The following is a 20,060-nucleotide window of genomic DNA, read 5'->3' as shown; positions in this document are numbered from 1 at the left end:
GTCAGAAACTCATGTCCACCTTGGTCCAGAGCGTGCGCCCCGGTTCGTTGATGGCTTGGGGATCACTGGCCGGATAGCCGAATCCGGCGTTGCCGGCCAGGTTCAAGTGTTCCGCGTAGGCTTTGCCGAACAGGTTGTCGACGCCGCTGCTGACCTTCCAATGCGTGTTGATGCGATAGGCGCCGTTGAGGGAGAAGACCCCGAAGCCCGAGCTCGTGCCGTAGTCCTTGCCCACCACGTTGCCCCTGTTCTCATCGACCCGGTGCTGCGCCGCCACCACGCGCCACAAGGCTCCGGCGCTCCAGCGGTCGGCGCTGTAGGTCAGGCCCAGGCGCGCATCCAGCGGCGGCATCTGTGCCAGGGCACTGCCGTCGCTGCTGTTCTTGCCCCAGGCATAGGCCAGGGTGGCGTCGGCCTTCCAGCGTTCAGTCAGTTGGTAGGCCGCCCCCAATTCGCCGCCCATGATCCGTGCGTCGATGTTTTCGGCCCGAGAGGTACTGCCCATCATGCCGGGCGTGTAGTCGAACAGGATGTAGTCGCGCACCTGCCCGACATAACCCGAGGCCCAGGCTTCGAGGGTTTCGGTCTTGTACTGCAGGCCGAAGTCGAGCTGGGTGGTTTTTTCCGGCTTGATCGAATCGAAGGCATTCAGCGAGCCGGTGGGTCCTTTATCCGGCGAGAACAGCTCCCAGTAGTCAGGGAAGCGTTGCGCGTGGCCCAGGCCGGCATAAACCGTCGTGGGACTGTCGGCCAGATCGTGCTCGTAGCGGACGAAACCGCTGGGCAGGGTATCGGCGCGGGTCTCGTCGGCAGTGGGGTTGGGCTGGACCATCATGCCGGAGCCGACGCTCTGCCGGTAATCCTTGGCCGAGGCCCGGTCGAGGCGGGCGCCGGTAACCAACCTGTCGCGGTCGGCGGCGTACCAGGTCAGTTCACCAAAGACACCGTAGTTGTGAAAGTCGGCGTCCTTGGTGCGCGGCAGTTCCTTGTAGGTATCGATCCCCATGCTGCTGCGTTGGCGATGTTCGTTGGTCTGGGCATCCAGGCCGCTGATCAATTGCACATCGGCCCAGCGCCAGGTGGCCTTGATGCGTGCGCCAAGCGTGCGTCGGTCGACGTTGGACGCCATGGGCCCGGCCATCATCCCGGTGCCCGAAGGCGTGCGCAGCGTGTAGTTGTCCATCACGTGGTCGGCGTAGTTGTAGTAGACCTGTGCCTCGATCTTATCCAGCACTTCGCCGAGGTTCGACCGTTCGAAACGCAGCCCTAGGCTTTCACGCTTGAACTGTGCGCCGTCCATGCCTCGCCCGGCATAGCGCGCCTCGCCGTCGCCCTTGCCGGCGGTCAGCTCCAGCAGCGTATCGGTATCCGGCGTCCAGCCAAGGGTGACGTCACCGTTCCACTTGTCGTAGCGCGACGGCACCGTGTCGTTATTGCCATCGCGGTAATCGTCCGAATGAGCGGTGTTGCCGATCACTCTTACGTAGCCCAACGACCCGCCCGCAGCAGCATCCAGCACTTTGTCGAAACGACCGTTGGAGCCGGCCAGCACACTGGCATTGACCCTCGTGCCCAGTTCTCCGAACTGTTCCGGCTTGCGGTCGAACAGGATGGTTCCGGCCGAGGCGCCGGGGCCCCACAGCACGGTTTGCGGGCCCTTGATCACCGTGAGCTGATCGTAGGTCTCCGGTGAGAGGTAGGAGGTGGGCGCATCCATCCGGCCGGGGCAGGCGCCCAGCAGCGTGCTGCCGTTGGTGAGGATATTCAGCCGCGAGCCGAACATGCCTCGCAGCACCGGATCGCCATTGGTGCCGCCGTTGCGCACCAGGGCGAAGCCGGGAATGGTCTTGAGGTAGTCACCGCCGTCACTGGCCGGGACCGGTTGGCGCGGGTCCTTGGGGTTGGTGACCACGGTCAGAGGGGAGCTGGGCGCGATGGCGGTGATGACCGTCGGGCTCAGTTCCTCGACTTGGCTTTCATGATGGTCGTGCTCATCGGCCAGCGCTTGAGACGTGAGCAACAGGCCGCACACGGCGGCGACGGCAGGGTGAAAACGCACCCGTGCCTCATTTGGAGGGCAACTGGCCTGGGCAGTGCCCAAAGCGATGCCGGCAGGAAACCTGGACATGATGATTCCATCGAACAAACGTAGGCGACACGGTCGGGCAGCCTGGGGCTGTCTTGTGCGACCGGGTTGGTAAGTGTCGGGTTTACGCGTCGAGGGGCGGTGCGCGGGGACGGGCGCCCGGGAAGAAGGCCGGCCGGGCATGGCCCAGACGTGGTGAAGGGCTGGTGAAGGTGTTGGCCGTCGGGGAGTCGAAAACGGCGAGGGACTGCCCTCCGGGCAAGGCCGGGCAGTTGAACAGCAGGCTGCAATAGCCGCATTTTTCCCACAGCGCGTGGTGCTCGTTCTGGGGCGGGCAGTGTTCGGCTGCCGTTGCCTCATCTCCGGCGTGAGCACCTGCGGACATGTCCATGCTCATGTCCATATCCATGGTCATAGGCATGGACGAAGACATGCGTTGATCCATCGGCATCGACTGAGAAATCAGTGGACCGATAAAGATCATCAGCATGGCGAACAGGCTGATCCAGCTGCCGCGTGCCAGTCTCATCGGCTGGCGGCGGGGCATGTCAGGCCTGGCGCGGAGAAGACCCATGGCCGGCTATCAGTGCATGTGGGCTTCGGTCAGGGTGCCGTCGGGGGCTTTTTTCTGCACCGCTACGTCGACCGTGACATCCCCGGCTTTCTCGAAATGCAGGGTCATGGCGAAGCGCTTGCCGTCGCTCAGCAGGCTACGGTCCTTCAGGTCCAGCAGCATGACGTGGTAAGCCATGGGGGCAAAAGTGACGGTAGCGCCAGGAGCAATCGCAACCACAGGCACGGGCTGCATCTTCATCAGGTCGTCCTGCTTCACGTGTTCGTGGAGCTCGGCCTTGCCGGCAATCGGAGTGTCGACGCTAAGCAGTTTGTCCGCCGTTGCCCCGGTGTTGTGGATCACGAAATACGCGGCCACGGTGGGCGCGTTGGGCGGCAATTCCTGGGACCAGGGATGGGCGATTTCGAGGTCGCCAACCTTGTACTGATGAGCGTGAGCGAAGCCGACGGGAAGCAGCAGGGCAGCCAGCAGGATGAGTCTGTTCAACATGGGTGATTCTCCGGAACGATTCAGGACGCAATTGTTTTTATGCGGTGGGAATCAGACCAGAGGCGAGGCGCGGGGGTTGAGACTCGGCCATTGTTGGCGTGGCGTGGGGCTGTCGAACGCCAGGTGGACAAGGCCGTGATGGGCAGGCTGTGGAGTCAGATACAGCCGCGGAGCCTGTCCAGTGAGCGCCACCAACGACGCCGAGCCTGCGCAGCACCAGCAATGCTGCATGGTCGAATGGTCGTCGTTGCGGGGCGTGCCCTGTTCGAGCTTGCCCAGGGAAATCGCCACCAGCTTCGTGCCACTGGAGGAGCAGAAACTGCCCCACAACAGCTGCTCGACCGGCGAGTTTTTCTGCACTGCCCCGCTGCCGGAAAGCGGCATGGCAAGCATGTTGAACAGCACTGCGAAGCAGGCGATCCAGGCAAATGCAAGCCGTTGTCGGGACATGGGCGAATCCGCTCGGTTGGGCGATCAGGTGGCGGTATTTAGCCTGATCGCAGGCTGGAAGTAAAAAAGCCATGTGCGGTGTAGGGTCGCAGGGCTGGGGTTAACAATAGCAACAGATCGCCAGATGAGCGCTGTCGTGGCGAGATATCAGTCGACGTTCAATTGGTCACCATCCGCATCGAGGGCAATTGGCGTCATGTCTTTTGCTCGAGCGATATCGTCGAGAGCCGCTCGTACCAGTACGCCGTCGCCATCGTCCTCGTCGAAACAGGCATCCAGATACGGAGTCATTTCCTCAGGCGTTTTGAGATAAATAGCAGCATCGAAGCGTGTGAATGTTCCGGTCATTGAGGGCGCCTCCTCCAACAGTAGCTGAGCAAACTCAGGGTCACGCCTGGTGCGTTCGACAATCGTGTGTTTGTAGTTTCGTGTGAGGGCCATGGGACTACCTTCAAAGACTCCAATAGCTGGTGAGTATTTGTGGCGAGAAGATTTATTCCCCGTTGGGCTGAGTAGACACTGTGGGAGCAAGGCTTGCCCGCGATGAAGCCGACGCGGTTTATCTTGGAACCGAGTCGCGTTCATCGCGGGCAAGCCTTGCTCCCACAAAGCGCAGTGGTGTGACGTTTCGCTAAACCCTCCTCGCCACCGCAACGGCTTCGCGACTAAACGAAGGGAGGCGGCTGTACGCAGGTTAGTCGACCGGGGAGTTCAGCATTACCGGCGCGCCCGAGGGCGCCCTGCGCACAACCACCATCAAGTGCAGGTTGAATACCTGACTGGACGGAGCTTATGAACCAGCTGAAAGCCACGGGCGACTAAACTCGATCACTGAGGGGCAGTGACGGAGTCCAAGCTACCGATGCGCTCCCAGGTCCACAAGCCGGCGGATTCTGGCGCAGTTGTAGGCAGCGGCGCAAGGCGATGTAGTCTGGGTTCGTAGTCTCAGTGCGGCCGGATCGTGAAGGTCGGTAGAGTTACATCGACAGCGCCGACAACATCTCATCCAGCGTCCAGAATTCCCGATCCACCCCCGCCAACACCGGCCGCCTCAACACCAACACCGGCACCCCACGCTCCCGCGCCACCTCCAGTTTCGGCTCGGTCGCGGTGCTGCCACTGTTCTTGCTGACCAGCACATCGATCTGCCGCCGCTCGAACAGCGCCCGTTCGCCGTCGATATGGAACGGCCCTCGCGCGCCGATGACTTCGCAGCGTTCGTTGCCGGGGTACACGTCCAGGGCGCGCAGGGTCCAGAATTGCTCCGGGGGAATTTCATGCAGATGTTGCAGTGGTTCGCGGCCGAGGGTGAAGAGGGGGCGGTGGAAGGGTTTCAGGGCCTGGATCAGTTCGGCCCAGTCGGCCACTTCGCGCCAGTCATCGCCATGGCGGGGCTGCCAGGCCGGGCGGCGCAGGGCCCAGCAGGGGACGCCACAGGCGCGGGCGGCGCGGGCGGCGTTCTGGCTGATCTGGGCGGCGTAGGGGTGGGTGGCGTCCAACAGCAGGCTGATGCCCTGGTCGCGGATGAATTGCGCCAGGCCCTCAGCGCCGCCGTAGCCGCCGACGCGTACCTGGCAGGTCAGGTCAGTGGGGACACGGCCTACGCCCGCCAGGCTGTAGATGTGTTCAGGGCCGAGTGTGCGTGCGATGGCCAAGGCTTCGGTGACGCCGCCCAGCAGCAGGATGCGTTTCATGTAAAGGCTCCGGCGTGGCCGACGATCCCGCCTTGGCGGTCGATGGCGAAGACTTCGACTTGAACCTGGGGCGGCACGACGCTACGGGCGAAGGCCAGGGCGTGCTCGCACACCGCATCGCCGAGGGCGATGCCTGCGGCACTGGCCATCGCCAGGGCCTGTTGGCTGGTGTTGGCCTCGCGGATACCTTTCTGCAAGACTTCGCCGGCGCCGATTGCGGCGGCCCAGTCGGCCAGTTGTGGCAGGTCGATGCTCGAATGGCGGCTGTGCAGGTCCATGTGACCGGCGGCGAGTTTGCTGATCTTGCCAAAGCCGCCGCAGAGGCTGAGCTTGTCCACTGGAACCTTGCGCACATGCTTGAGCACGGCCCCGACGAAGTCGCCCATTTCGATCAAGGCGATTTCCGGCAGGTTGTAGACCCGGCGCATGGTGTCTTCGCTGGCATTGCCGGTACAGGCCGCGATGTGCAGGTAACCGTTGGTTTTCGCCACGTCGATGCCTTGATGGATCGAGGCAATGTAGGCCGCGCAGGAGAAGGGCCGGACAATGCCGCTGGTGCCGAGGATCGACAGTCCGCCGAGGATGCCCAGGCGTGGGTTCATGGTCTTCAAGGCCAGGGCTTCACCGCCCTCGACGTTGACCGTGACTTCGAAACCGCCGGTATAGCCGGTTTCTTCGGCCAGCCGGTCCAGGTGATCGCCGATCATTTTGCGCGGCACCGGGTTGATCGCCGGCTCACCGACCGCCAGCACCAGGCCCGGTCGCGTCACTGTGCCGACGCCGCGCCCGGCAATGAAGCGCACCCCCGGTTCGGCGGTCAGCCGCACCTGGGAAAACAGCAACGCACCGTGGGTCACGTCGGGGTCGTCGCCGGCGTCCTTGATCGTCCCGGCCTCGGCGCCCTGGCCGGTCAACCGGCAGAACTCCAGGCGCATCTGCACCTGTTTGCCCTTGGGCAACACGATCTCCACGGCATCGGCGCAATGACCTTGCAGCAACAGGCGCGCCGCCGCCAGGCTGGTGGCCGTGGCGCAGCTGCCGGTGGTCAGGCCGCTGCGCAGGGGCGCGGGTTGTTCGGCGGTTTCGTCACGCATCGAGGGGCTTTACCAGGTCCAGCAGGGTAATCGGCAACGCCTGGCGCCAGGTGTCGAACTCGCCCAATGGTTGGGCCTGGGCAATGTGGATGCGGGTCAGTTCGCCGCCATGGAGTTCGCGCCAGTTCATGAGCGTCATCTCGCTTTGCAGGGTCACGGCATTGGCGACCAGCCGACCGCCGGGCTTGAGTTGGGCCCAGCAGGCTTCCAGCACGCCTTCACGGGTAACGCCGCCGCCAATGAATACGGCGTCCGGTCGCTCCAGTCCCTCAAGGGCCTGGGGCGCTCGTCCGCGAATCAGTTGCAGGCCGGGCACGCCGAGGGTATCGCGGTTACGTTCGATCAACCCTTGGCGGCCTTCGTCGGCTTCGATGGCCAGGGCTCGGCAGGCCGGGTGCGCGCGCATCCATTCGATGCCGATGGAGCCGCTGCCTGCGCCAACGTCCCAGAGCAATTCGCCGGGCATCGGGGCGAGACGGGCCAGGGTGATGGCGCGCACATCGCGCTTGGTCAATTGGCCGTCATGTTCGAACGCGGTGTCCGGCAAACCGGCCAGGCGTGACAGGCGCAACGCCGCAGGGTCGGCCCGGCACTCGACGGCGATCAGGTTCAGGTCGGTGACGTCTGGCTCGGACCAGTGTGCTGCGCAGCCTTCGATCCGCCGTTCTGCCGGGCCGCCAAGGTGTTCCAGCACAGTCATGGGGCTGGGGCCGAACCCGCGCTCGCGCAGCAATGACGCCACTGCACCGGGACTGTGGCGGTCATTGCTCAGCAACAACAACCGGACGCCTGTGGATAAATGGGCATTGAGCGCTGCCAGAGGACGCGCCACCAGCGACACCGTGACCACCTCCTGCAGCGGCCAACCCATGCGCGCCGCCGCCAACGAACATGACGATGGGGCCGGGATGACCAGCATCTGGTCGCTTGGCAGGTGTTTGGCGAGGCTGGCGCCGACGCCATAGAACATGGGGTCGCCGCTGGCCAGCACACACACCGGCTCGCCCCGTCGCGCCAACAGTGGTTCCAGGGAAAACGGGCTTGGCCACAGCTCCCGTTCGCCGCGGATGCACACCGGCAATAACGCCAGTTGGCGAGCGCTGCCGAGAATGCGCGTCGCTCGCAACAGGGCATGGCGAGCCGTTCGGCCCAGACCCTTGAAGCCGTCTTCGCCGATGCCCACTACGGTCAGCCAGGGGGTCATCTCTGTTCCTCGAATGGGTAGGGTTGCTCGACGGGCACATCAGTCCCGCGAACCGGGCCGCCATCATACCGCGCCGGTGGGAGCAAGGCTTGCCCGCGATGGCAGTGTTCCGTTCAACATCATCATCACAGACGGCCCGCTATCGCGAGCAGGCTCGCTCCCACATTTGAGTGAGGTTGCCCCCTTAATTTGTGCCAGCCGCGGATCCTTTGTGGGAGCAAGGCTTGTCCGCGATGGCGGTGCCCATTCAACATCACCGTCACAGACAGACCGCTATCGCGAGCAGGCTCGCTCCCACATTTGAATGAGGTTGCCCACTTAATTTGTGCCAGCCGCGGATCCTCTGTGGGAGCAAGGCTTGCCCGCGATGGCGGTGCCCATTCAACATCACCGTCACAGACAGACCGCTATCGCGAGCAGGCTCGCTCCCACATTTGAATGAGGTTGCCCACTTAATTTGTGCCAGCCGCAGATTCCCTGTGGGAGCGAGCCTGCTCGCGATGGCGTCGGACCATTCAGCCCCACCTTGCCAGCCAGACCGCTATCACCAGCCAGCTCGCGCCTCGCATTCCTGGCGACGCTGCACATAATCCGACGGGCAAGCTTTTCATGCCCCCCGGCAAAGCAGGCATAATGGCGGTCCTTCGCCGATGCTGACCGGTTTTCCCTTGAACGAACGTCCATCCTCCAACGCCATACGCCCCTCGGGTTGCCCGGGGTTGCTGCGTGTCGTCCAGGCGCTGGACGGGGGCATCTGCCGGATCAAGCTCGATGGCGGTGCGATCCAGGCGGATCAGGCCGAAGCCGTGGCGTTGGCGGCCGAGCGGTTCGCCGGTGGCGTGATCGAGGCGACCAACCGAGCCAATCTGCAGATCCGCGGGATCGGCCCTGAGCACGCCGCGTTGATCGAGTCATTGCTGGCCGCCGGACTCGGCCCGCACACGCCGGCCGGCGACGATGTGCGCAACCTGATGCTCAGCCCCACGGCCGGCATCGACCGGCAGATGCTGCTGGACACCCGCCCGTTGGCTGCGCAGATCCTGCTCAGCCTGCAGACCCACGAACGATTCCATGAACTGTCGGCCAAGTTCGCCGTGCAACTGGACGGCGGCGAGGCGCTGGCGATGCTCGATCATCACCATGACCTGTGGTTGTCGGCGTTCATGCGTCACGGCGAGCCCTGGCTGGCGTTCGGGTTGGCGGGCTCGCCCCTGGATGAGCCGGCAGGCGCGGTCCCCCTGGCCGAAGGACATGGGTTGGTGCTGGCGGTGCTGGAGCTGTTTCTCGACCTGGCCCGCCCAGACCAGACACGCATGCGTCACCTGCTGGCAGAGCTTCCTGACACTGGATTCAGCCAGCCACTGGCCCGCCGGGTCTCGCTGCAACCGTGTTCCGGTTGGCAGCGCGAGGGGGCCATCGATGGATTGCACCTCGGCATCCAACCCCAACATGACGAACGTGTCTACGTGGGCGCCGCGGCGCCCCTTGGCCGACTCGACGCCGTCATGCTGCGAGGCCTGGCGCAACTGGCCCGGGAGAAGGGTGACAGCAGCCTTCGTTTCACCCCATGGCAAAGCCTGTTGTTGCCCAACGTACACCGCGAGGACGCGGATGAAGTGCTGGCGCGGCTCGAAGGGTTGGGCCTGCTGTGTTCGGCGGAACAACCGTTGGCACATCTCATCGCCTGCACGGGCTCCAGTGGCTGCGGCAAGGCGCTGGCCGACACCAAGGCCGATGCCCGGCGCCTGGCCGACGTGCTGCAACGCCAGGGCCACGGGATGAAAGTCCATTTATCCGGGTGCCCGCGCTCATGCGCGGCGGCCCATATCGCGCCCGCCACCTTGCTGGCGGTCGCTCCCGGTCGTTACGACCTCTATTTTCGCGATGCCACGCAGCCAGGTTTTGGCGCGTTGCAGGCGCACAATCTGACTATTGAAGCGGTCGGCCAATGGCTCGACGCTCGCCCCCGGAGCCCCCTTTGATGCTTGATTACATCCGCGACGGTCAGGAGATCTATCGCAACTCCTTCGCGATCATTCGCGCCGAGGCCAACCTGGCGCGCATTCCGGCCGATCTGGAAAAACTCGCGGTACGGGTCATCCACGCCTGCGGCATGGTCGAGGCGGTCGATGGGCTGCAGTTTTCCGAGGGCGCGGGCACGGCCGGGCGTCAGGCCCTGGCTGCCGGTGCGCCGATCCTGTGCGATGCACGGATGGTCAGCGAAGGCGTGACCCGTGCACGCTTGCCGGCCAACAACCCGGTGATCTGTACCTTGCGCGACGAGAGCGTGCCGCAGTTGGCCCGCGACTTGGGCAACACCCGTTCGGCGGCGGCCCTGGAGCTGTGGCGCCCACATCTGGAAGGCAGCGTCGTGGTGATCGGCAATGCGCCCACCGCGCTGTTCTACCTGCTGGAAATGCTCGACGCCGGCGCCCCGAAACCCGCGTTGATCCTGGGCTTCCCCGTGGGGTTTGTCGGCGCCGCCGAGTCCAAGGCAATGTTGGCGGCCAACAGCCGTGGCGTGCCGTTCGTGATCATGCAAGGCCGACTCGGCGGTAGCGCCATGGCTGCGGCTGCCGTCAATGCCCTCGCTACGGAGATTGAATGATGCAGCAGCGTGGACGTCTGATCGGCCTCGGCGTGGGCCCCGGTGACCCGGAACTGATTACCCTCAAGGCCTTGCGCCTGCTGCGCGAGTCCCCCGTGGTGGCGTACTTCGTCGCCAAGGGCAAGAAGGGCAACGCCTTCGGGATCATCGAAATGCACCTGCAAGAAGCGCAGACGCTGATGCCGCTGGTGTATCCGGTCACCACCGAAGTGCTGCCGGCGCCGCTGTCCTATGAGCAGGTGATCGCCGACTTCTACGACACCGCCGCCGAACAGGTGGCCGTGCATCTGGATGCCGGTCGCGACGTGGCCGTGATCTGCGAGGGCGATCCGTTCTTCTACGGTTCGTATATGTACCTGCACGATCGCCTGGCCGAGCACTACGACGCCGAAGTCATTCCCGGCGTCTGCTCGATGCTGGGCGGTGCCTCGGTGCTCGGCGCGCCGCTGGTGTACCGCAACCAGAGCCTGTCGGTGCTCTCCGGTGTGCTGCCCCATGACGAACTCAAGCGCCGGCTGGCCGATGCCGATGCGGCAGTGATCATGAAGCTGGGGCGCAATTTCCCCAAGGTCCGCCAGGTGCTCGGGGAACTGGGCCTGGATGGCCGGGCGTTGTACGTCGAACGGGCGACCATGGCCAACCAGAAAATCGTGCCGCTGGATGAAGTCGAGCCAATGTCCTCGCCGTATTTCTCGTTGATCATCGTGCCGGGCGAACGGTGGCAGGGATGACGTTCAAGGCACCGGCAATCGTCATCCTCGGCCCGGGCAGCCTCGCAACGGCCCGGCGGGTCCAGCAGTGCTATCCCGATGCCTTGATCCACGGCCTGGCCGGGCGGGTCGAGGGCGTGGACCGTCACTACCTGGAGTTCGGCGCGACGCTGCGCGAGCTCTATCAGCAGGACACCCCCATCATCGCCCTGTGCGCGGCGGGCATCGTCATCCGCACCCTGGCGCCGCTGTTGCTGGAAAAAGGCGTCGAGCCCGCCGTGCTGGCGGTGGCCGAAGACGGCAGTGCCGTGGTGCCATTGCTCGGTGGCCTGGGCGGGGTCAACGTCATGGCCCGGGACATCGCGACCGCCCTGCAAGTCGCCCCGGCGATCACCACCAGCGGCGAATTGCGTTTCGGCACTTGCCTGCTCAATCCGCCGAGTGGCTACCGTCTCGACGATCTGGAGCAGGGCAAGCGCTTCGTCTCCGATCTGCTGGCCGGTGAGCCGGTGCGCATCGAAGGGGCCGCGCCGTGGCTGGATCAGGCGCACTTGCCCCAGGACCAACAGGCGCGCCTGGCCATCCGTATCGACAGCGCTGCCGGTGTGCCCGCCGTTGATGAGTTGCGTATCTATCCACGCAATGTAGCCGTGGCGCTGGACGTCGGGATGACGGACATAGCGGTCGCCATTGGCGATGCCCTGGGTCAGGCCGGCCTCGCGGTGCAGTCACTGGCCTGCCTGGTGGCGGCGGACAGCGACATGACCCGTCCGGAGTTACACGAAGCCGCTGCGGGCCTGGGCGTGCCGCTGCGCTTCGCTTGCGCCAGCGGCGACATCGCCGGATGGTTGAGCGAGACCCTCGGCCAGCCGGCCTCGATTCGGCTCATGGGCAGCCTGGCCATCGCGGTGACCGAACAGCCCCTGGATCCGCAACGGATCGGCCGTCCACGGGGGCGCCTGGCGGTGATCGGCCTGGGCCCGGGGGCAGCCGAGTTGATGGTGCCGGCGGTGCGCGCCGAACTCGACCGCGCCAACGACGTGCTGGGCTACGAAACTTACGTGCGCATGGCCGGGCCGTTCCGGGCCGATCAGGTGCAACACTGCACCGACAACCGCGAAGAGCTGCAACGCGCCCGCCATGCTTTCGAACTGGCGGCCCAGGGACGCTCCGTGGTGGTGGTGTCGTCCGGCGATCCGGGGGTGTTCGCCATGGCCGCGGCGGTGCTGGAAGCGCTGCATGAGTCGACGAATGCCCATTGGCACGCTGTCGACCTGCAGATCCTGCCAGGCGTCTCGGCTTCCCTGGCCACGGCTGCCCAGGCCGGCGCGCCGCTGGGTCATGACTTCTGCGTGCTGTCGCTGTCGGACAACCTCAAGCCCTGGTCGATCATCGAGAAGCGCCTGGATCTGGCGGCACAAGCGGATCTCGCGCTGGCCTTCTACAACCCAATCTCCCGTTCCCGGCCCTGGCAACTGGGACGGGCGCTGGAGATCGTCGCCCAGCATCGAACCGCGCAGACGCCGGTGGTCCTGGGGCGTGACATCGGCCGTCCGGGCCAGACCCTGCGCGTCACGACGCTGGGGCAGTTGACCCCGGACCAGGTCGACATGCGCACCATGGTCCTGGTCGGGTCTTCGACCACCTGCGTGTTTCCCCGTGCCGACGGCGGCGAGTGGGTGTACACGCCGCGCTGGTATGGCAACAAACCGCTCTGATACAACCCGGCAGTCCGCTCGGGCTGCCGTCGTTTCTCGAAACTGCTAGTAGCCTGTGTGGCTAATTCGTTTACTCAAATTAACCGTACAGGCCACTAGTTGCTGATGGTCTTTGGTTATATATGGCCGGTCTTTGCTCTCAAGTTGCAGGTATGCTGCGCCTGTAACATGAAGTTTGTTTTTATTTGGAAATTTATTGGATTGCTTATTAGTTGAGCCGTAACCGGGTGCTAGGTTACTTTTATTCGCGCTTATCGAGAGCGTTGCATTCTTTAAAGTTTAATGCCCAGGTGCCTGGATGCACGGGTGGGCTGTCGTTGCCTGAAAATGGCTTCGGCTATTCATATATGATAAATGGAAGTGTTGTTATGAGTGAGAGCGGGTTTTCATCGACGGCGGGTTATGTCGATTTCAAGGGTGTACTGAAACTAAAGGATCTTGAACAGGCGTTAGCGCCCTACAAGGGCGATGATCAATATGATGCGGTGCTCCGATATTACTCCGGCTGTATCGCCGTGCAGGATGCATCATACCTGTTGGAACCGCTGGGGCTGCTCAAGCAGGCGTTGACGGTATTGCAGGGCAGTCGTCGGCGCCGTGCGGCAGAACTGACGCCAACTGGCGGCTCCATTGCTGGGGATCTGGCGCACATTCAAAACCAGGTAGAGGATTTTGAAGCGCGCCTGCAAAACAGTCTCGATCAATTGAAAGTAGCGGCCACGGAAGTACCGAAAAAATTGCACTTTGCCTGGCTCGGCGGAGGTATTGGCAGTATTCAGCGCGACTACATCAATATCTGGAAGCACGTGATGGGCGCTGCCGACCATCAACTTTATCTTTGGTATGACAGTGATGCACTGCTGGCCTATGAAACCAACCGGATTATTGTCGAAGCCGCCAAGGCGGATGCCATGTCCAACGGTGGGAAGGGCAGTACCGATGCATCTGAATTGGGTGACCTTTATGAAGAACGTGCCATCGTCCTCAAGCAACAGATGTATGCCCATATCAAGAAGGCGGTGGAAAACGGCGGCAGTGCCGATGCTGCGAGAGTGGACCTGCTGGTTCGAGCTTATGGCCAGGACAAGGCGCGACTCGATACCCTGAAGGCCGATAACCGGCGCAGCCTCCAGGCATTGGCCGAAGGGAACTTGGCGCTGCGTGATCTGGCCCGGGGTGAAGGGCTTCAACTGAAGGATATCTACGAACGCGAGATCAGCCTGCGTGGCAATTTTGCCTCAGCCTCCGATGTCGTGCGCGCCGAGGCGCTGCTCATGGAGGGCGGCCGATATGCCGACGTCGACTGTCTGCCACCCTTGCTGGAGAAACTGGGGTCAGTCGATATTCGCGGGTTCAAGACCGATGCGCTTCTGGGCACGCTGCAGCTGCTGCTTGATCGCAATCCCGACTGGATGCCGGGTCGCCAGGCCTTGCGCAACCAGTACATGGACTACCTGGAGCAGATTCCATTGGAAAGTCGTGAGGCTCTCAAGAGCTTCGCGGACAGCAAACCCGAGTTGGAGCGCGTTTTTCGCATGCCGGTGGAGCGCTTGGCTCGCCCATACGAGCTGCGCGCCGTTGTGGTACGGAACTCGCTGAGCAACGCATTTCTGATGGCCCACCCGGGGTCGGCGATGCTCAAGGCCGTGCTCGATCGTTTCAGGCTCAACTATGAAATCGTCGATGCCACTGCCCGCCTGGCCGATGAGCAGAACGTCGCCTTTACCGATGTCGACGCCATGGCTCATGTTGCAAAGCAGGCGGCGACCCAGGTGTTTGGTGCTTTGCATGAGTTGCCACCGGAAGTGGAAATGACCACGTCTTTGCTGGTTCAGGCTGCCGCCACCTACTACAGCGATGGAATCCGCCCCCAGAGCGAAGTGACGATCTACCTGACCGGACCTGGCGCCATGCTCGAGGGCATGGCGGCCCACCTGAGGGCGCATTTCACGCCTCGAACGGCTGAACGGTGGCGAGCGGAAGCCGCCATCCCGGCGGTCACCAGCGTTAACCTGGCCACCGAGGAAGAGCAGGACCATTCCTGGAAAGAGAACGAAAGTGACACCACCCAGTGGCTCGACAACGAGAAAAAGCGCTGGAAGGAAGGCCGCTTCAAGGCCCGTTATGCCGGTGACATGGCAGAGCTGCTCAAGTACCGCTCGCTGCAGTTCGACGAAGGCTGGCCGCTGCTGGAAGGGCGTCATGTGTTATCCACCGAGCTGCTGCAGCGTCTGGCTGATGAGCTGGGCGACACCTTCATGAGCACGATGAATCGCAGTCATACCGGCGTGGTGACTTTCGATAAGGCCATCGTGTTGAGTTTTGCAGAGCGCCAGTCGATCCGCGACCAGAGCGCGAAGTTGCTGCCCCCGGCCTCCTTGAGCGATGCGCAGACCCAGCGCTTGTCTATCGCTGAACTGTTGGGCCGTCTGGCCAAGGGCAGTTTCGAAGTGGCTCAACTGAGCCCGTTGCAACGCCTGCTGGTAGGGGCGTTGATCGGCGCGCAGGCGCTGGATAACCGCAGCTTCGAGGCGGCTCGCCCACAATTGGACAACCTGGCCAACAACCTCGACGAGCGCGGCATCGCGGGCAACTACGCGACGATCGAGCGTGTCCTGTTCAAGCTTCAGGCGCCGGCTTTCCAGGCCGGGTTGGCCGACCCGAGCGGTGAGCCGCCCGGGCATTCCGAAACCGCCCTGGGCTTGAAGAAGCAGGCGCTGGAGCAGCCCCTGACACTGCGCCAGTGGGGGCGGCACGTTGCCCGGATCCAGCAGGTGGCGAAGCTTGAGTACCGTGACCGGATCACCGAGCGCCTGGCGACTGTCCTGGACGGCTTCGAGGCCGACACGATCAAGCTTGTCCCCCAGGATTTGCTGCTTCAGGGCGAAGGTGACAGGGTGGGTGGGCGCTGTTATCCACTGGCCCTGGTCATGGCGGCGGCCATGACATCGGGGAAGGCGGCGGTCAACACCCTGCGCGAACGCTTCTACCTGGGTGCCATCGAGCCTGAGGCAGGCGATTGCGTGACGTTTCTGCAAGGTGTGGAAGCGTTGCGTGAAGTGCAGCTCAGTGACGTCGGCAATGCCTTGGGGCGCTCGGATCTGAAGCGGGTCGTAGAGACGCTGCAAGCCAGGACAACCACCGGCACGTTGATGCTCAATTCCGACAACCACGCCATGCTGGTGGCCAGGACCTTCGACGGTGAGTGCAGCACCTATCACTTCTACGATCCGAATTTCGGCGTCTTCGAGTTCGAGCATGCCACTCGATTCAGGCAGGCGCTGGAGCGGTTCTTTATCCAGCAGGAAATGGCCGTTCACTATGCGGCGTATGGGGAGGCGGCCCGTCCGACGTTCGAGCTGATCGAGCTGGACGGTGAGCGCGTTTCGAAAGCCTCATTGCCCGGTTCGATCCGGGTCTCGGAACTGCTGCAACCGGGTGCCTTGCCTGGACATTCGCAACCCCCAGTCAGCCAGCGCTGGGCCAGTGCCCGCGGGCAATCGCTCATGAACAATTCTCGACTCGGCAGCAGTCTGTTGGCCCTGGATGGTCACTGGTGGGGACAACGCATTGCGGAGGTCACGACCCAACTCCGGCAGCAGAACCAATTGGCGCCGCAACTTGTGCCGTTGTTCGAAACCCTGGAAATCACCTCGGACGGGTCGTATCGGATCAACCTGATCGATCCGAAAAAACCCGGGCAACTGGTGCGGGTCATGTCCGACGACCATCGACTCCTGCGAATCAAGAACTACCTCTCGGAGCGTTTTCTGGCCTTGGCCAACAAACCCTTGGTCCCGAGCGAGCCTGCCGAAGTGGGCAGCGTTCACACCCTCAATGCCGGTTTCAGCATACAGGCGCTGATGTCCGCGTTGACTGAGCGGGAAGGGCCGGACCGTCCTCTGTCCCTGGCGGTGCGGCTGCATGTCTATGTCAATTACGCACAACTGGTGCATGGCAACGTAACCGATGTGGCAGGCTTGGTAGGCCTGGTCCGGCAGGCGTTGGCGGAAGAGAAGTTGATTGCCCGCACGGTTGCGCCAGTGGTCAAGGCGGCGGTGGGTTCCAGCGTGAGCGAGGCGACCGGAGGCGTGCTGCAACTGGCGAATGTCGGGTTCGATATCTATCAGTTGTTGACCGCGTCCAATGAGATCGAACGTACCCGGTTCGGCACTCAACTGGCTTTCGATTCGGCCGGGCTGATGTTGTCGGCGGGAGCGCTCACGGTCGGCGCCACCACTGCCGGAGCGTTTCTTGGCGGGGCTGCCGTGATCCTGGGCGGCTTGGCGGTAGGGGTGACGGCCGTGGCCCAGGGGTTCGCCGCCATTGCCGAAGAGGCCAGGCAGGTCGGGCTGTTCTTCGACGAACTGACCAAGGCCCATCTCCAGGCCTACCGGTTTGACGCTCGCAGCGACGCCTGGTTGCCACGTCCGTCACTGATTGTCGGCACGTTGGATCTGGTCCGCGGCGAACTCGCCCTGGACAGCCCGAGGCTGTATCCGTTGCGGGATCATTTCGGCGTGCCGACGTTCGATGACGATTATGACCGGGCGATCGATATCCGTTGGGAGCTGCGCCTGACCGAGCGAGTCAAGTTCACCCCGTCCGCCGGCCAGGCCATCGTACTGCCTTGCGTGCCGAGAACCTGTTACCGCTATGAGTACAAGGCGCTGCCATTCGCGGGGTTGCGCCATGACACCGGGTTCGACACGGCACGGCGACTGGAGAAAAAGAAGGCGGATGGTGGATGGCTGTTCCTGTTTTCGTTCTATTCGTTTCCGAGCGACTACATCCTGTACCGCATGCTCCCGGATTACCGGCCAACCGTGATCGACGTGTTGCTCGATGAGACCGAGCGTTCGCTGGTGGTGCCGGTGCTCCCAACGGTGTGGCACGGAAAAGTCAGCTACCGGATCCGAGGCGCGGGCAAGCGTTGCGCAGTGGGCCTCAATCCCGGCGTGAGCCTCACACTCGAGTCGTTGAACCGACAGCGCTCGGGTTGGGTGCTGGATGCGCCCTGGGCCACTGAGGGCGATATCCGGATCGAGCGCTACGCGAAACTGTTCGTGGGCGCCGTCCAGGTGAGCTTCACGGGAACGGGCTTTCATGACGTGCTGCTGCGGATCGCTGGCAACCAGGTGTTCCAAGTCGAGCTGAGCGAACGCAAACTCACGCTTATCGAGCAGGACGTGCCTGCGGGCATGGATCGACAGGCGTTGCAGCCACACCTCAAGCGCCTGGCGCAAGGTCACCGCCTGGCGATGCCCTACACGCCGGTCCACCGCTACCTGATTCCCTTCGAGAAGCCCGACGAGCCCCGTTACGTCACGGCCTGGTATGACGCGAAGGAGGACCGTTTCCTGTACATCCGTAACGAGATCCCCGGTACCGATGACGCACTGCTGGGGGCGGTGGCAGGCGACAGTGCCTATTTCCATGAACCGGAGGGCCTGATCATCTGGCAGGTCGATGCGAACACTGGACTGTTGAGCCATCGCTATTGGCTACGGGGCGCAAAGAATGCGGCGACCAGCATCCGCAGCGTCGAGGCCGACGCCCAGGGGGTGATTCATGTCGCACAGCAAATCACCCGTGCGGACCAGACCCGCGATGTGCTGGTCTATGTCATCCATGATGGGCAATTGCTGCTGAGTTCGGTGACTCGGGAGGAAGGGCCGGCGCTGGAATCGGTCTTCAGTGCCAGCGAAACACTGGCCGACTGGAGCCAGGTTCTGGGCAGCGGTTACCCCTCTACACCGTATGTCGATAATGAGGCGACTTACGCCACCGTCGATTGGCAGCCGGCCCCCTTTGTGTCGGTCTGCTGGAAAATCGACGCGCAGTGGCGGGACATGGCCTGGGTTCGCCGCAGTGACCAACTGATCATCCGCCCCGCGCCGAAACACAACCATCTGCGTGGCTGGCCGGACTCGATCAAGAACATGACGGATCTGACGTTGCTCACGCCGGAGGACGGCAGCGATGTGTTCATCGTGTACGACAGGCTCAGAAAGGAACTGTGCCGTCGGCGACGGACCCTGGTGGCCGGTAAGTGGCAGTGGTCGAGCAAGTGGAAGCAGTACGAGAAGTTGGAAAATATCATCGCCATCGACGGAGGCTACCTGGTGCTGACTTCCAATGGGTTGTTCTACACCCTCACGGACCAGGGTGAACTGAGCCTGGGGGGCATGAACGCGCCCTGGTTCAAGAATCGGGCGCATTGGTGGTCTGCATTGGAGCCGCTGGCCCGACGACACGACACCGAGCGTCTGGCCCTTGTCGGCCTGACCAGCTTCAGCGGTGACGCGACGTTGTGTGCCTGGTACATCGGCAGCAGGCTGCTGCTGGCTGAACCGGGGCATGGGAAGGAAATGCGCCTGCTGAGCGTCACTCCGGATGGCGAGGCGGCCTGGCTGTTCGATGTATCCGAGGGGGAAGTCCATCGTCAGGCGTTCATCGATCCGCAGCAGCTTGAGTCGGTCTTTGGACTGGGCACGCAAGTGTTGCAGGCCGACGCGTTACCCAAGGCGCAGCGTGAATGGGCACCCTGGCGATTTGTCGAGGTGACGGTCGACGGTATCGGACTGCGTGGCGTGACGCCCGAAGGTGTCGTGGTTTCGTTGCGGAGTCGGGAGCCAGCGTTGATCACGGGTGTGACTCGTGAGTGGGTCATTGCCCAGGATGGCCGGAAGCAGGAGATGCTCGAGCAATTGGCGAACCAGCCGTTTCGTAACGCGTTGCTGACTGTGGAGGATCCTGGCGACCTGCAATGGTTCGTCACTGAGCGTAAGCGCTTGATTCGGGTGCCCAGGACCGAGGTTCCAGGGGCCTTCGATTTACTGGGGACCCAGCGGCAGGACAACGTGCTGCTTCATGAGCACAGTAATGGCAAGTTGTTGAGCTACCCGGCCATGGTAGAGGCGGGGCCCCTCGGTTACGTCCGGCGTGATGGCGAGGTACTGGTTGTCGGCGGGGAAAAGATGAAGATCGACGATCTGCTACCGGACGATGTCACGACCTTGGTCCTGTGCCTGGGGCAGGGAAGCGTGAGTTACCGGCTGACGAAGGCGGCCTGGTTGAGGCTCGAATCGGTCGTCCTCAACTGCCGGCCCTCCCTGGACGGCGTGTCTGCAGAACCTGGCAAGTTGATCTGGGAGCTGGATGACCCAGACCGGTTGTTGCTGAGCATTGTCGATGAGCACTTGGTGATCATTGATCCTGATAGTGGACACAGTGTGATTATTCGTGAGGTGTATGCCAGCGATATCAACTTGCGGGGTGAGGTCTTGCTCAGTTTCGAGGGGCATCGACGTTATGCCGTTTCAAAGTTGATACGGCGCTTGGACGCCCAGCCGAATCCCCGCAATAGCATCTTGCTGAAAGATCTGCTGAGCGTTTCGAAGAAGTTGGAAAGTAATGCGGTGGATTAATCA

At 63.1% G+C, this 20,060-nt stretch carries 13 protein-coding genes; 5 read left to right on the top strand and 8 right to left on the bottom strand.

All coding sequences use genetic code 11. The features are described 5' to 3' along the window. Window position 1: 1 nt before the first annotated feature. From FGE05_RS16775 to cbiE, 8 genes are all read right to left on the bottom strand, one after another. Entirely contained in the window at window positions 2–2,128 is a 2,127-nt protein-coding gene (locus FGE05_RS16775) for a TonB-dependent copper receptor (protein ID WP_139646673.1), read from the bottom strand. Between the two features lie 82 nt (window positions 2,129–2,210). Further along, window positions 2,211–2,615 carry a DUF2946 domain-containing protein gene (locus FGE05_RS16770; protein ID WP_139646920.1) on the bottom strand — a complete coding sequence of 135 codons (405 nt, stop codon included), beginning with the start codon at window positions 2,613–2,615 and terminating at the stop codon, window positions 2,211–2,213. Window positions 2,616–2,669: 54 nt separating this feature from the next. Continuing rightward, the gene (locus FGE05_RS16765) at window positions 2,670–3,149 is read right to left on the bottom strand and encodes a copper chaperone PCu(A)C (protein WP_139646671.1); all 480 of its coding nucleotides are present in this window, start codon (window positions 3,147–3,149) and stop codon (window positions 2,670–2,672) included. Between the two features lie 51 nt (window positions 3,150–3,200). After that, entirely contained in the window at window positions 3,201–3,599 is a 399-nt protein-coding gene (locus FGE05_RS16760) for a DUF2946 domain-containing protein (protein ID WP_139646669.1), read from the bottom strand. Window positions 3,600–3,746: 147 nt separating this feature from the next. Then, on the bottom strand, window positions 3,747–4,040 hold the full coding sequence (locus FGE05_RS30125; protein WP_257225662.1) for a DNA-binding protein: 294 nt from the start codon (window positions 4,038–4,040) through the stop codon (window positions 3,747–3,749). A gap of 536 nt (window positions 4,041–4,576) precedes the next feature. After that, window positions 4,577–5,293, bottom strand: coding sequence for a cobalt-precorrin-6A reductase (locus FGE05_RS16750; RefSeq protein ID WP_139646666.1), 717 nt, complete (start codon window positions 5,291–5,293; stop codon window positions 4,577–4,579). Continuing rightward, window positions 5,290–6,387, bottom strand: coding sequence for a cobalt-precorrin-5B (C(1))-methyltransferase (locus FGE05_RS16745; RefSeq protein WP_139646665.1), 1,098 nt, complete (start codon window positions 6,385–6,387; stop codon window positions 5,290–5,292). Before FGE05_RS16745 ends, FGE05_RS16750 begins: the two co-directional genes overlap by 4 nt. Further along, window positions 6,380–7,591 carry a precorrin-6y C5,15-methyltransferase (decarboxylating) subunit CbiE gene (gene cbiE / locus FGE05_RS16740; protein ID WP_139646663.1) on the bottom strand — a complete coding sequence of 404 codons (1,212 nt, stop codon included), beginning with the start codon at window positions 7,589–7,591 and terminating at the stop codon, window positions 6,380–6,382. The genes FGE05_RS16745 and cbiE overlap by 8 nt, the downstream gene beginning before the upstream one ends. Window positions 7,592–8,259: 668 nt before the next feature. On the opposite strand from cbiE, the gene cobG reads away from it, so the two are divergent. The 5 genes from cobG to FGE05_RS16715 all read left to right on the top strand — a co-directional run bounded on the left by cobG (window position 8,260) and on the right by FGE05_RS16715 (window position 20,057). After that, a complete protein-coding gene (gene cobG / locus FGE05_RS16735) occupies window positions 8,260–9,573 on the top strand; it encodes a precorrin-3B synthase (protein ID WP_306669523.1) in 1,314 nt (437 codons plus the stop codon). Continuing rightward, window positions 9,573–10,199, top strand: coding sequence for a precorrin-8X methylmutase (locus FGE05_RS16730; protein WP_047700231.1), 627 nt, complete (start codon window positions 9,573–9,575; stop codon window positions 10,197–10,199). The genes cobG and FGE05_RS16730 overlap by 1 nt, the downstream gene beginning before the upstream one ends. Next, window positions 10,199–10,930 carry a precorrin-2 C(20)-methyltransferase gene (locus FGE05_RS16725; RefSeq protein ID WP_175363115.1) on the top strand — a complete coding sequence of 244 codons (732 nt, stop codon included), beginning with the start codon at window positions 10,199–10,201 and terminating at the stop codon, window positions 10,928–10,930. Before FGE05_RS16730 ends, FGE05_RS16725 begins: the two co-directional genes overlap by 1 nt. Continuing rightward, entirely contained in the window at window positions 10,927–12,627 is a 1,701-nt protein-coding gene (cobJ, locus tag FGE05_RS16720; protein ID WP_139646657.1) for a precorrin-3B C(17)-methyltransferase, read from the top strand. The genes FGE05_RS16725 and cobJ overlap by 4 nt, the downstream gene beginning before the upstream one ends. A 368-nt stretch (window positions 12,628–12,995) precedes the next feature. Next, entirely contained in the window at window positions 12,996–20,057 is a 7,062-nt protein-coding gene (locus FGE05_RS16715) for a TcdA/TcdB pore-forming domain-containing protein (protein ID WP_139646655.1), read from the top strand. Window positions 20,058–20,060 lie beyond the last annotated feature (3 nt).

This window comes from Pseudomonas sp. ICMP22404 (assembly GCF_006227205.1).
In the GTDB taxonomy this organism is placed as follows: Bacteria; Pseudomonadota; Gammaproteobacteria; order Pseudomonadales; family Pseudomonadaceae; genus Aquipseudomonas.
The sequence above is the reverse complement of the archived record's forward strand: the minus strand, read 5'-3'. Positions and strand labels throughout refer to the sequence as shown.

Excerpts from the sequence above, each read along its gene's own strand:
- FGE05_RS16750 (WP_139646666.1), bottom strand. The coding sequence starts at position 5,293 with ATGAAACGCATCCTGCTGCTGGGCGGCGTCACCGAAGCCTTGGCCATC.
- cbiE (WP_139646663.1), bottom strand. The coding sequence starts at position 7,591 with ATGACCCCCTGGCTGACCGTAGTGGGCATCGGCGAAGACGGCTTCAAG.
- FGE05_RS16745 (WP_139646665.1), bottom strand. The coding sequence starts at position 6,387 with ATGCGTGACGAAACCGCCGAACAACCCGCGCCCCTGCGCAGCGGCCTG.
- FGE05_RS16730 (WP_047700231.1), top strand. The coding sequence starts at position 9,573 with ATGCTTGATTACATCCGCGACGGTCAGGAGATCTATCGCAACTCCTTC.
- FGE05_RS16725 (WP_175363115.1), top strand. The coding sequence starts at position 10,199 with ATGCAGCAGCGTGGACGTCTGATCGGCCTCGGCGTGGGCCCCGGTGAC.
- FGE05_RS16775 (WP_139646673.1), bottom strand. The coding sequence starts at position 2,128 with ATGTCCAGGTTTCCTGCCGGCATCGCTTTGGGCACTGCCCAGGCCAGT.
- cobJ (WP_139646657.1), top strand. The coding sequence starts at position 10,927 with ATGACGTTCAAGGCACCGGCAATCGTCATCCTCGGCCCGGGCAGCCTC.
- FGE05_RS16715 (WP_139646655.1), top strand. The coding sequence starts at position 12,996 with ATGAGTGAGAGCGGGTTTTCATCGACGGCGGGTTATGTCGATTTCAAG.
- FGE05_RS16770 (WP_139646920.1), bottom strand. The coding sequence starts at position 2,615 with ATGAGACTGGCACGCGGCAGCTGGATCAGCCTGTTCGCCATGCTGATG.
- FGE05_RS30125 (WP_257225662.1), bottom strand. The coding sequence starts at position 4,040 with ATGGCCCTCACACGAAACTACAAACACACGATTGTCGAACGCACCAGG.
- FGE05_RS16765 (WP_139646671.1), bottom strand. The coding sequence starts at position 3,149 with ATGTTGAACAGACTCATCCTGCTGGCTGCCCTGCTGCTTCCCGTCGGC.
- FGE05_RS16760 (WP_139646669.1), bottom strand. The coding sequence starts at position 3,599 with ATGTCCCGACAACGGCTTGCATTTGCCTGGATCGCCTGCTTCGCAGTG.